This window comes from Streptomyces sp. NPDC006602 (genome assembly GCF_042870385.1).
Taxonomy (GTDB): domain Bacteria; phylum Actinomycetota; class Actinomycetes; order Streptomycetales; family Streptomycetaceae; genus Streptomyces.
Genome location: NZ_JBIAHG010000005.1, coordinates 486,668 through 498,483 on the forward strand (window position 1 = coordinate 486,668; position 11,816 = coordinate 498,483).

At 70.9% G+C, this 11,816-nt stretch carries 13 protein-coding genes, 1 tRNA gene and 1 other RNA gene; 14 read left to right on the forward strand and 1 reads right to left on the reverse strand.

The window, feature by feature from the left end:
• Nucleotides 1-3 precede the first annotated feature (3 nt).
• The 11 genes from ACFYO2_RS17420 (at nucleotide 4) to ACFYO2_RS17470 (ending at nucleotide 7,397) form a co-directional block, all read left to right on the forward strand.
• Nucleotides 4-255, forward strand: a complete 252-nt coding sequence (locus tag ACFYO2_RS17420) for a hypothetical protein (RefSeq protein WP_388349424.1) — start codon at nucleotides 4-6, stop codon at nucleotides 253-255.
• A gap of 17 nt (nucleotides 256-272) precedes the next feature.
• On the forward strand, nucleotides 273-467 hold the full coding sequence (locus ACFYO2_RS17425) for a hypothetical protein (protein ID WP_360221557.1): 195 nt from the start codon (nucleotides 273-275) through the stop codon (nucleotides 465-467).
• Between the two features lie 16 nt (nucleotides 468-483).
• A complete protein-coding gene (locus ACFYO2_RS17430; protein ID WP_388349426.1) occupies nucleotides 484-951 on the forward strand; it encodes a hypothetical protein in 468 nt (155 codons plus the stop codon).
• Nucleotides 952-969: 18 nt separating this feature from the next.
• Nucleotides 970-1,257, forward strand: a complete 288-nt coding sequence (locus tag ACFYO2_RS17435; RefSeq protein ID WP_388349428.1) for a hypothetical protein — start codon at nucleotides 970-972, stop codon at nucleotides 1,255-1,257.
• An 89-nt stretch (nucleotides 1,258-1,346) separates the two neighbouring features.
• Nucleotides 1,347-2,075: an SAM-dependent methyltransferase gene (locus ACFYO2_RS17440; protein WP_388349430.1), complete on the forward strand. Its 729-nt coding sequence runs from the start codon at nucleotides 1,347-1,349 to the stop codon at nucleotides 2,073-2,075.
• Entirely contained in the window at nucleotides 2,072-2,701 is a 630-nt protein-coding gene (locus tag ACFYO2_RS17445; protein WP_388349432.1) for a DNA cytosine methyltransferase, read from the forward strand. The genes ACFYO2_RS17440 and ACFYO2_RS17445 overlap by 4 nt, the downstream gene beginning before the upstream one ends.
• Nucleotides 2,698-3,582: a DNA primase gene (locus ACFYO2_RS17450; protein WP_388349434.1), complete on the forward strand. Its 885-nt coding sequence runs from the start codon at nucleotides 2,698-2,700 to the stop codon at nucleotides 3,580-3,582. Before ACFYO2_RS17445 ends, ACFYO2_RS17450 begins: the two co-directional genes overlap by 4 nt.
• A complete protein-coding gene (locus ACFYO2_RS17455; protein WP_388349436.1) occupies nucleotides 3,579-3,902 on the forward strand; it encodes a hypothetical protein in 324 nt (107 codons plus the stop codon). The genes ACFYO2_RS17450 and ACFYO2_RS17455 overlap by 4 nt, the downstream gene beginning before the upstream one ends.
• Nucleotides 3,899-5,461 carry a YfjI family protein gene (locus ACFYO2_RS17460; RefSeq protein WP_388349437.1) on the forward strand — a complete coding sequence of 521 codons (1,563 nt, stop codon included), beginning with the start codon at nucleotides 3,899-3,901 and terminating at the stop codon, nucleotides 5,459-5,461. Before ACFYO2_RS17455 ends, ACFYO2_RS17460 begins: the two co-directional genes overlap by 4 nt.
• A gap of 340 nt (nucleotides 5,462-5,801) precedes the next feature.
• Nucleotides 5,802-6,029 (forward strand): excisionase family DNA-binding protein, encoded by a 228-nt coding sequence (locus tag ACFYO2_RS17465; protein WP_093686248.1) that lies wholly within the window; start codon nucleotides 5,802-5,804, stop codon nucleotides 6,027-6,029.
• An 84-nt stretch (nucleotides 6,030-6,113) separates the two neighbouring features.
• Entirely contained in the window at nucleotides 6,114-7,397 is a 1,284-nt protein-coding gene (locus ACFYO2_RS17470) for a tyrosine-type recombinase/integrase (RefSeq protein WP_388349440.1), read from the forward strand.
• A gap of 62 nt (nucleotides 7,398-7,459) precedes the next feature.
• On the opposite strand, the gene ACFYO2_RS17475 is transcribed toward ACFYO2_RS17470, so the two are convergent.
• Nucleotides 7,460-7,547: transfer RNA gene (locus tag ACFYO2_RS17475), tRNA-Ser, on the reverse strand.
• A 72-nt stretch (nucleotides 7,548-7,619) separates the two neighbouring features.
• Between ACFYO2_RS17475 and ffs the strand changes: the two genes are divergently transcribed.
• From ffs to purD, 3 genes are all read left to right on the forward strand, one after another.
• An RNA gene (ffs, locus tag ACFYO2_RS17480) (signal recognition particle sRNA small type) lies at nucleotides 7,620-7,718 on the forward strand.
• A gap of 59 nt (nucleotides 7,719-7,777) precedes the next feature.
• Nucleotides 7,778-10,147: a DNA polymerase III subunit gamma and tau gene (locus tag ACFYO2_RS17485; protein WP_388349442.1), complete on the forward strand. Its 2,370-nt coding sequence runs from the start codon at nucleotides 7,778-7,780 to the stop codon at nucleotides 10,145-10,147.
• 87 nt (nucleotides 10,148-10,234) lie between these two features.
• On the forward strand, nucleotides 10,235-11,488 hold the full coding sequence (gene purD, locus ACFYO2_RS17490; RefSeq protein ID WP_388349444.1) for a phosphoribosylamine--glycine ligase: 1,254 nt from the start codon (nucleotides 10,235-10,237) through the stop codon (nucleotides 11,486-11,488).
• Nucleotides 11,489-11,816: the final 328 nt, after the last annotated feature.

Here is an 11,816-nt window from a genome sequence, read left to right on the forward strand (position 1 = left end):
CTGATGAGCCTTGCAGCCCTCGCTACCGCATTCCTCCTGATAGTCACCCTCGGTTACGTCGTCAAGTGCTGGCTGAGCCCGTTCGGGGACTGCCGCAAGTGCGACGGCATGGGCCACGGCTTCAAGACCGACCGCAAGGGCAAGGCCAAGCGCGGCAAGGACTGCCGTCGCTGCGACGCCACCGGCAAGCGCATACGCGTCGGCCGCTGGATCTACAACCGCGCCGCGCGCACCTACCGCGCCGGCACCCGCTGACCCCACTGGGAGGCCCCGTGGACATCACCATCTCGCTCGTTCTGTTGCTCGCCGTCGGCGTCGCGCTGCTGCTGCGCTTCAAGGCCGTCGGTGCCGGTGCGGCCGTCGTCGTCGCGCTCTTCGGCTTCTACCTCGCCGGTACCGATGCGAGCGACACCGTCAACCAGCTCGTCACCGCCGTTACCGGCGCCCTCGCCGACGCCGGCCGCTAGAAGGGAGACCAGCACCGTGAACGAACCCACCGCATACGGCCGTCCGGCCCGGTACGAGACGGCGGCCGTCGAAGTCCACACCCCCGCCCCGATCGTCCCCGCCCACACCGCCCCGCTCATGCCCGTGCAGCCGGGCGCCATCCCGGCCGTGACGAGCATCGTCCTGCCCGACGGCCGCGTCGTCACCGGCTACGCCATCGAGCCCGTCAAGCCTGAACCGGTCGCCGTCAAGCCGGCCGTGTCGCGGGCGGCGGTGAACATCGCGCTCGGGGGTGTCGGGTTCCTCGCCGTGTGCGGCGGACTGCTCATGCTCACCGCCTTCATCACCGCCCTGACCGCGCTGGTCACGCAGCTCGTCATCCTCGCCGCCGTCATCTTCGGCGGCTGGATCGCCGTGCAGGTGTTCAGCGCGAGCGGCCACCGGGACGGGACCACGGTCAACATCCGCAAGGCCGTCATCAAGCGGAACAGGTTCTACGGCTGACAAGGGAGTCCAACACCCGTGATCCGACTGCGTATCCAGCGCACGGCGCTGCCCCGCAACGCCCTGATCCTGACCGACACGCCTCGCCCGGACTGCCGTGACTGCGACGGCGTGGGCGGCATCCCGCACGACTACGGCGACCACACCGGCGAGTACGCCGGTACCGAGTGGGAGCCCTGCCCCTGCTGGACGGAGTGGCGCATGGTTCTGCTGCCGCTCCTGAGCCTGCCCCGGTGGCTGCGTCGCCGGCACAGCGGCCGTGACCCGTGGGGGCCCGGCGGCTACAGCAACGAACCGCCCTTCTAGCTCTGCCCGTGGGCGGCGGCACTCCCGGACAGGACAGCCCGCCGCCCACGGTCTCCGATCCCGACGTTGCAGAACAGGAGACCTACAGCATGACCCAACCGCATGTATTCGGCGAGGGCCCTTCGGCCCCTGCCACCCGATCGGGGCGAGTGTCCCGGCCGCGCCTGCTGGATCTGTACTGCTGCCAGGGGGGCGCGGCCAAGGGCTACGCCGACGCCGGGTTCGACGTCGTGGGCGTCGACATCACCCCGCAGCCCCGCTACCCCTACACCTTCGTTCAGGCCGATGCGGTCGCGTTCGTCCTGGAGTACGGCGCCGGGTTCGACTTCATCCACGCGTCCCCGCCGTGCCAGCACGACAGTGAGTGCCAGCGCATCCAGGGCAACGCCCACCCGGACCTGATCGCCCCCACCCGCACGGCGCTGGAGTCGACGGGGCGGCCGTGGGTGATTGAGAACGTACGGGGTGCGGTGCCGAAGCTGAACAGCCCCGTGACGCTGTGCGGCACCATGTTCGGGCTGGAGAACTACCGCCACCGGTTCTTCGAGCCGGGCGGCGGCTTCACCCTCACCCGGCCCATCCACCCGGCGCACCTGGTGCCACAGGCCAAGATGGGACGCCCCGTCCCGCCCGGCCACTACGGCCAGTTCGTCGGCAACTTCTCCGGCGTCGCCCTGGCCCGGCGCGTGCTGGGGGTGCAGTGGATGAACCGTGACGGCATCCGCGAGTGCATTCCGCCCGCCTACACCGAGTGGATCGGCCGTGCGGCCCTTGCCGGGCTTGCCGTCCCCGCTCCGGTGCTGGGGGTGGCCGCGTGAACGCGCGTGTGCTGCCGCTACGGCGGCCGAACGGCCTGCGGGTGCTGGATCTGTGCTGTGGCGCCGGGGGCCTGTCCATGGGCTACTACCTCGCCGGGTTCGACGTCGTGGGCGTCGACAACCGCCCGCAGCCGAACTACCCCTTCACCTTCCACCAAGCCGACGCCCTCACCTTCCCCCTGGACGGGTTCGACCTGGTCCACGCGTCGTGGCCGTGCCAGCACTTCGCCCGGGTCACCGCGTGGCGCGGAAGCCGTGCGGACCACCCCGACCTGCTCACCCCCGGCCGCGCGCGGCTGGAAGCGTCGGGGCTGCCGTGGGTCATCGAGAACGTTCCGGAAGCCCCGCTGAGGCCGGACTACCTGTTGTGCGGGACTCAGTTCGGCCTCAGCGTCCGCCGTCATCGTGGGTTCGAGACGTCGTGGGGCGGGGGCGGGGACCTGGTCCCGCCGTGCTGGCACCACAAGGGTCTGCTGGCGTTCGAGCACAAGGGCGAGCGCGCCTATGCCGACGCCATGGGCTGCACCTGGATGACCAACATCGAAGCCCGTCAGGCCGTACCCCCCGCCTACACCGAGTGGATCGCCACCCAGTTCCTCGCCCTGGAAGGGAGGGCAGCGGCATGAGCACGACACCCGAAGTTCTGCGGGTCGCCCTCGCCCTCGCGGCGGCCAGCGTCCCGGTCCTGCCCCTGAGGGCGGGCAAGGTCCCGTTCGGCAACTGCCGCACATGCGCGGGCACCCCGCCCCGGTGCGGCGGGCGGCCGGTCATGAAGAGCGCGGGCCCCTGCCAGTGCCCGGCGCCGTGCCACGCGTGGGCCGCCGCGACCACCGACCCGCACGTCCTCACCTCGCCCCTGTGGGCGCCGGTGTGGCGTGAGGCGGTGGCCGTCGCCTATCACCCTGGCGGGGCTGGGCTGACGGTCGTTGACCTGGACAACGCGGCGGCCGTCGCGTGGGCCCGTGAGACCCTGCCCGCCACCCGCACGGTACAGACGACCCGGGGCGAACACTGGCTCTACCGGGGCGCCATGCCGTCGTCGAACGCGGTACGGCCGGGCATCGACATCAAGTCCCTGACGCAGTACGCCCGTTGGCTTGGTCCCGGGACCGGCCGCATGGCCGTTCTCCCGGCGGCCGTGCGCGCGCTGCTGGTGAAGGAAGAGACCACCCCCGCCCCGGGGGAGGTGGTCTCTTCTCTTCCTCCCCGCGCCACGTGGGGCCGGTCGGTGGCCGCCGGGTGCCGCCACACCGAGCGCTACGTCCGCACCGGCCTGGAACGCGGCCTCGCCCTCGTACGAGCGCGCACTGAATCCGGCGCCGGCTCACAGGCGTTCGGCGTCGCACGGTTCCTCGCTGCACAGCACGCCGCGTGTCCCGGACCGTGCGGCCTCGCGGCGATCGGTGAGGAGATCGTGGCCGCCGCCGTCTTGGTGGGCGTCCCGGAGTCCTACGCCCGCCGCGCGGTCGCCAACGGCCTTGAGGCGGCTGTGGAGCGCGCGGCATGAACAAAGCATCCCGAACCCCCGCGAACAACCCTCAGGGCGCCGTACAGGGCCCGCTACGGCCGCGCGTGGGCGAACCGAAGGTCGCCGCCCGCAAGGGCGTCCTTTCTGCGGTTGGTTCTGACCCGCAGACGGTCACCGTCACCGGCATCACCCCAGGGCTTCAGATCCAGTGCGAGGGCGTACCCGTCGCGGACTGGCTCTGCGCCTGCGGGCATCACGAACGCGCCCGGGGCCGTGCCGCCGTCATCAGGCTGACCGCCCGCGTCATCGTCGGCATCTGCCCCCACACCACAACCGCCGAAGGGAGGGCCGCCTCATGACTCCACAGCCTGTGGACAGCCCCGACCTGTGGGCCGGACTGCCCACCCTGGAAGACCCGCCGGGCGAGGACGACGCGGCACCGGACGTGTGGGAGGACCCCATTCCCCTCACCGGCCGCCGTGAGCGTCCGCAGTTCCCCGCCCACGTCCTCCCCACCTGGTTGGGGGAGTTCGTGGCGGCCGTCGCGGAAGAGACACAGACCCCGGTCGACCTCGCCGGGTCCATCGCCCTCGCCGTGCTCGCCACGGCGGCCGGCGGCCGGTCGGTGGTCCACGTGCGCGGCAACTGGCGTGAGCCCACCAACCTCTTCACCGTGGTCGCGCTCCCGCCCGGCAACCGCAAGTCCGCCGTCTTCTCCCTGCTGACCAACCCCCTGTATGAGGCGGAGAAACAGCTCAAGGCGGCCATGAAGCCGGTCATCGTGGAAGCGGAGCTGACGGCGAGGCTGGCCAAGGAGGCGGCGGACAAGGCCACCGCCAAGGCCGCGTCCGCCGACGGCGACAAGCGCGATGAGATGGTGAAGACCGCCATCGGTCTCGCGCAGACCGCCGACACGCTCACCGTGCCGGCCGAACCCCTGTTGCTGGCGGACGACTGCACACCCGAGACGGTCACCTCGCTCATCGCGGAACAGGGCGGGCGGCTGTCGGTGATGAGTGATGAGGGGGGCATCTTCGACATCATCGCCGGTCGCTACTCGGGCAGTCCCAACATGGAGGTCTTTCTCAAAGGCCATGCCGGGGGTCGTCTGAGGGTGAACCGGCAGACCCGCCGCGAGTACGTTGACGCCCCCGCTCTGACCATGGGACTGGCTGTTCAGCCCGATGTGCTTGTGGACATGGGGAAGATCAAGGGCGGGAAGGGGCGCGGTCTGCTGGGCCGCTTCCTGTACTCGCTGCCGGTGTCGACGGTCGGCGATCGGAAGGTCATCACCGATCCGGTCCCCGAGCAGACGGCCGCCACGTACGCCGCGAGGGTCATCGACCTCACCCTGTCGCTCGCAGGCTGGACCGACCCGGCGCTTATCCAGCTCACCCCCGAGGCGGACGCGGCCCTGATCGCCTATCAGCAACGGGTCGAACCGCGACTCAAGGAGCGCGGCGGGGCGCTGGGCCACATCAACGACTGGGCCGGGAAACTCGTTGGAGCGACCGCCCGCATGGCTGCGCTGCTGCACCTCGCCGAACACGGCGGCAACGGCTACGCCCACTCCGTCACCGAAGCCACCATGCGCGCGGCCATCGAGCTGGGGGAGTACTACACCGCTCACGCCCTCGCCGTGTTCGACGCCATGGGGGCTGACGTGGCCCTGTCCCGTGCCCGCAGCGTGCTGGAAGCGCTGAAGGACAACGGATGGGAGGACGTCAGTCGCCGGGACGTCTTCAGCGTCCTGTCCCGCAGCGAGGTTCCGACCGTCGCCGACCTCGAACCCGCCCTCGCGCTGCTGGAAGACCACGGCTATCTGCGGTCCTACCAGCCGGAGCGCACCGGCAAGCGTGGACGCCCCCCGGCACCCCGCCTGCTGGCCCACCCCGCCCTGCGCCAGGGCGGCCGGTGACCCGGCCGCGCCCTCAGCCCCTCCCGCACAAACCGCAAAATCCGCAATAACCCCCGGACACCCCGCTGACCTGCGACGGGACCCCTGCCCCATCCCGGCCGGGGGCCCGTCGCGCAATCCCGCGATATTCCGCAAAAAACCGAGCACCGCCCCACCCGCCGGGGTCGGTCACCGGCCGCCCCCGATTTTTGCGGAATATCGCGGATTTCTGCGGGGCACCGTCCACCACCGCCCCCGTACCGCATCACCGCAGGTCAACGGCCCTCCCCGGTATTTCTGCGGATTTTGCGGTTTGTGCGGCGGCACCTGCCCATGAACTCAGCCCCCACAGGAGCGAGCCTTGGACGAACACGGCACCCTCGCGACCCCCGCCGACGACGACGCCACGTTGGTTCTCCTCACCGTCGAAGAAGCCGCCCGCCGACTCCGCATCGGCCGCACCACATGCTTCGCCCTCATCCGCACCGGCGAACTGGAGTCCATCGACATCGGCCGTCTCCGTCGCGTTCCCGCAGACGCACCCGCCGAATACCTCGCCCGCCGACGCGCGGCCAAACGAGCCGCTTGACCCCGCCCGGGGCGGCAGCACTCCCGGACAGGACAGCCCGCCGCCCCGGTCTCCATCCCGACACCAAGAATCAGGAGCCTGCCTGTGGCAGAGAAGAAGAAGGGCACCCGCCGCGCGAACGGCGAATCCGCGATCTACTTCGGGAAAGACGAGCGTTGGCACGCCCGCGTGCCGATGGGCTACAAGGACAACGGGGAGTCGTACCGCCGACACCTGACGCGCAAGACGCGCGAGGACCTGGTCGAGGAAGTCAAGAAGCTGGAGAAGCAGCGCGACGCGGGTTCGGCGCAACAGCCGGGCAAGGCGTGGACGGTTGAGAAGTGGCTTCAGCACTGGGTGGAGAACATCGCCAAGCCGACCGTCAGTGAGAACACGTACGACGGGTACGAGGTCGCCGTTCGCGTGCACCTCGTGCCCGGTGTCGGCAAGCACCGCCTTGACCGCTTGCAGCCCGAACACCTGGAGAGCCTGTATCGCCGTATGCAGGCGAACGGAGAGCGCAAGGCCGGTACGGCTCACCAGGCCCACCGCACCGCCCGAACCGCATTGGGGGAGGCGGTACGGCGCGGCTACGCGGCGAAGAACGCCGCCGCACTGGCGAAGCCGCCACGGATGGAAGAAGACGAATCCGAGGTTGAGCCCTACTCCGTGGAAGAGGTTCAGTGCCTGTTGCTCGAAGCCAACAAGCGCCGGAACAGCGCCCGCTGGATGCTGGCACTGGCGCTCGGATTGCGGCAGGGCGAGACGCTCGGACTGCGCTGGTCTGACGTCGACCTGGACAACGAGTACCTGAAGCTGCGCCGAAACCGTCTGCGCCCCAGATACGAGCACGGGTGCCCGGAAGCCTCCCCGTGCGGCCGGAAGGCGGGGTACTGCCCCGCCAAGGTGCAGGTCCGGCGCGAGACCAAGAACACCAAGTCCCGCGCGGGTCGCCGCGCCGTACCCCTGCCGGGTCCGCTGGTCGCCATGCTCCGTGCACACCGCGAGACGCAAGAACGTGAGCGCAAGGCGGCCGGCGACCTGTGGACCGAGTCGGACTACGTGTTCACCAAGCCGCTGGGTGGTCCACTGAGCCCGAACACGGACTATCACGACTGGAAGCGGCTGCTGGAAGACGCGGGGGTTCGGAACGGGCGGCTGCACGACGCCCGGCACACGGCCGCCACCGTGCTCATGCTGCTGGGTGTCCCGGCCCGGGTCATTGATCAGATCATGGGGTGGGAGCCGGGCACCTCCGCAAGCATGCGGGCCCGGTACCTCCACGTGCCGGACGCCATGCTCAAGGACGTCGCCCGGAAGATCGCCGAAGCCATCTGGGGAACCCCGGAGACACCCGCTGTGGACAAAAACCAGGACAACGAGGGCTGAGGACAACGACGAAGGGCCCCACCGTGAGGTGGGGCCCTTCGACATCGTGCCCGGTGAGGCACTGGCGGAGGATACGAGATTCGAACTCGTGAGGGGTTGCCCCCAACACGCTTTCCAAGCGTGCGCCCTAGGCCACTAGGCGAATCCTCCGCCGCAAACAATACAAGACGTTGAGGAGTGCTCGCGAACTCGTTCCCCCTGGCCGGCATCAGGTACTGTTGGCGCAGCCCCTCACGCGGCGCTATCTGACTGAACTCCCCCAGGGCCGGAAGGCAGCAAGGGTAGGTTGGCTCTGGCGGGTGCGTGGGGGGCGCTTGCGTTGCCGGGGCGAGACCTGCGGGCGGGGCCCGATGTCAGTGGGCGCCTATAACCTCGTATGCGTGTCGTCTCTCGCGTTGTACCGCCGCTATCGCCCGGAGACCTTTGCCGAGGTCATCGGGCAGGAGCATGTCACCGACCCGTTGCAGCAGGCGCTGCGGAACAACCGGGTCAATCACGCGTACCTGTTCAGCGGTCCGCGCGGGTGCGGCAAGACGACCAGTGCCCGGATCCTGGCCAGGTGTCTGAACTGCGAGCAGGGGCCCACGCCGACCCCGTGCGGGAAGTGCCAGTCCTGCCAGGACCTCGCGAGGAACGGCCCGGGCTCCATCGACGTCATCGAGATCGACGCCGCTTCGCACGGCGGTGTGGACGACGCCCGTGACCTGCGTGAGAAGGCTTTCTTCGGACCCGCGGGCAGCCGGTACAAGATCTACATCATCGACGAGGCCCACATGGTCACGTCGGCCGGCTTCAACGCGCTCCTCAAGGTCGTCGAGGAGCCGCCCGAGCATCTGAAGTTCATCTTCGCCACCACCGAGCCGGAGAAGGTCATCGGGACCATTCGGTCCCGGACGCACCACTATCCGTTCCGGCTCGTGCCGCCCGGGACGCTGCGCGAGTACCTCGCCCAGGTGTGCGGACAGGAGGGCATCCCCGTCGAGGACGGGGTGCTGCCGCTCGTCGTGCGGGCCGGTGCCGGGTCCGTGCGTGACTCGATGTCCGTCATGGACCAGCTGCTCGCCGGGGCGGGGGCGGACGGTGTGACATACGCCATGGCGACCTCCCTGCTCGGCTACACGGACCTGTCGCTTCTCGACTCCGTCGTGGAGGCCTTCGCCACCGGTGACGGTGCCGCCGCCTTCGAGGTCGTCGACCACGTCATCGAGGGAGGAAACGACCCTCGGCGGTTCGTCGCCGACCTGCTGGAGCGGCTGCGGGACCTGGTGATCCTCGCCGCCGTGCCGGACGCTGCGGAGAAGGGGCTCATCGACGCCCCCGCCGACGTCATCGAGCGGATGCAGGCCCAGTCCGGGAACTTCGGCGCCGCCGAGCTCAGCCGCGCCGCCGACCTCGTCAACGAGGGCCTGACCGAGATGCGCGGCGCCTCCTCCCCCCGCCTCCAGCTGGAGCTCATCTGCGCGCGCGTGCTGCTGCCCGCCGCGTACGGCGACGAGCGTTCGGTGATGGCCCGACTGGACCGCATCGAACGCGGTGTGAACTTCTCCGCGGGGGGCGGTGCGCCGGCCATGGGGTACGTCCCCGGTCCCGACGCGCATGCCCAGGCGCAGGGCGGAGCGGTGGCGGCCGCCGCGCCGGCTCCGGGGGGCGGTGCGGCCGCGGTTCGCGCTGCGGTACGGGCTTCCGGTCCACCGGCGGGTTCGGGGACCGCCGCGCCGGGCCTGCCCTCCGAGCAAGGGGCTCCGATGTCCGGAGGACCGGCGCCTGCCGCCGCTCCCGCCGCCCGTCCGGCGGGCCCCGACCATTCCCAGCCGTCGGCTCATCCTCAGGCTCAGCATCAGCCTCAGCAGAGCCAACAGCCCCAGCCACCCCAGTCGCCTCAGCAGGCCCAGGCCCAGGCCCAGTCGCCGGCACCGGCGCCCGCCGCCACGCCTGCTCCCGGCGCCTGGCCCACCGCCGCGCCTGCGGGTGGCGGTCGCCGACCAGGCGGCTGGCCCACGGCGACACCCGCCGGAAGCGGACAACCCCAGGCCGCGCCGAGCGCCCCCGCGCCCGCACCCGCCGCCCCCTCCATCCCTGCCCCGCAGGCGGCGACGCCCGTCCCTGCCCCCGCCTCCACCCCCCCGAGCGGCGGCCTCGACCCCCGCACGCTCTGGCCGAACATCCTGGAGGCCGTCAAGAACCGCCGCCGCTTCACCTGGATCCTGCTCAGCCAGAACGCGCAGGTGACCGGTTTCGACGGCACCACCCTCCAGCTCGGCTTCGTCAACGCCGGTGCCCGTGACAACTTCTCCGGCAGCGGCAGCGAGGAGGTGTTGAAGCAGGCGCTGGCCGAGCAGTTCAACGTGCAGTGGAAGGTCGAGGCGATCGTCGACCCGTCGGGCGGCTCGGCACCCCCGGCCACCGGCGGTCCCACCGGCCCCAACGGCGGCTATGGCGGCGGAGGCGGTGCCAGCCAGGGCGGAACCGGCGCCGGCTACGGCAGCGCCGGTGGCGCCCCGGCCCCCCAGCGCCCGGCGTCCCCTCAGCCCACGTCCGCCACCTCCACACCCAACACATCAGCACCGGCGCAGACGTCCTCGCCCGCCCCCACCTCCCGGCCGTCCGCCCCGGAACCGCACCCGGTCTCCCCCGAGGACGACACCCCGGAGGACGACGACCCCGACCTCGACGAGTCGGCCCTCTCCGGTCACGAACTCATCGTGAGAGAGCTCGGAGCGACGGTGGTGGAGGAGTTCTCGAACGAGTAGTACCGGGCCACGCCTTGGAGGAACCCACAGCTCGCCTCCCTCCACCCCTTCGGAACCCCGCACAAAAACCCGGTTAGGCTGACCCCCGTGAAGGTCCTCGTCATCGGCAGCGGTGCCCGCGAACACGCCCTGTGCCGTTCTCTGTCCCTCGACCCCGACGTCAGCGCGCTGTACTGCGCTCCCGGCAACGCCGGCATCGCCGAGGTCGCCGAGCTGCACCCGGTCGACGCGCTCGACGGCGTGGCCGTGTCCGCGCTGGCCGTGGAGCTCGGCGCCGACCTGGTCGTCGTAGGCCCGGAGGCGCCGCTCGTCGCCGGGGTCGCCGACGCGGTGCGCGAGGCGGGCATCCCCGTCTTCGGCCCCTCCAAGGAGGCCGCGCAGCTCGAGGGCTCGAAGGCCTTCGCCAAGGAGGTCATGGCGGGAGCTGAGGTACCCACCGCGCGGTCGTACGTCTGTACGACCCCGGAGGAGGTCGCCGAAGCCCTCGACGCCTTTGGCGCCCCGTATGTCGTCAAGGACGATGGGCTCGCCGCAGGCAAGGGTGTCGTGGTGACCGGTGACCTCGAGGAGGCCAAGGCGCACGCGAACGCCTGCGAGCGCGTGGTCATCGAGGAGTTCCTGGACGGACCCGAGGTCTCCCTCTTCGCGGTCACCGACGGCGTGACGGTCCTCCCCCTCCGGCCGGCCCAGGACTTCAAGCGCGCGCTGGACGGCGACGAGGGCCCGAACACCGGCGGCATGGGCGCGTACTCCCCGCTGCCCTGGGCGGATCCGAAGCTGGTGGACGAGGTCATGGAGACCGTCCTGCAGCCCACGGTCGACGAGATGCGCCGCCGCGGCACCCCCTTCTCCGGCCTGCTCTACGCCGGTCTGGCGATCACCAGCCGTGGCGTACGGGTCATCGAGTTCAACGCCCGCTTCGGCGACCCCGAGACCCAGGTCGTCCTCGCCCGGCTGAAGACCCCGCTGGCCGGCGTCCTGATGGCCGCCGCCACGAGCAACCTCGCCGACCTGCCGCCCCTGCGCTGGAGCGACGAAGCCGCGGTCACCGTGGTCATCGCCTCGCACAACTACCCCGGCACCCCGCGCACCGGCGACCCGATCACCGGCCTGGACGAGGTGGCCGCCCAGGACGCCCCGCACGCGTACGTCCTGCACGCCGGCACCCGGCGCGAGGGCGACGCCGTGGTCAGCGCCGGCGGCCGCGTCCTGTCCGTCACCGCCGTCGGCGAGGACCTCACCGAGGCCCGCGACCGCGCGTACCGGGCCGTCGCCCGCGTCAACCTGGACGGCTCCCAGCACCGTACGGACATCGCGGCGAAGGCGGCGTCCGGCGCCTGAGAACCTTGGCGCGGACCACCGCAAGCCCTGGCGCAGACCGCCTGAGAGCCTCGGCGCGGACCGCCTGAAGCCTTGGCTTCGACCGCATGAAGCCTTGGCGTCGACCGCCGGAACATCAAGGCATCGATGAACCTCGCAGGCCCCGGATCCGTCTCACGATCCGGGGCCTGATCATCGCTGTCCGTCATCCACCTTTCCCCAAAGCCATTCCATCGAGTGACCGCTGCCCCATCCGGCTGACGTGGGCCGGGGCCCCAACTAGGGTGCGGCGCAAGCGGTCCGGCACTTGGCCCACCGGCATTGCGATGTCAGTGGTCGGTGCCACAGT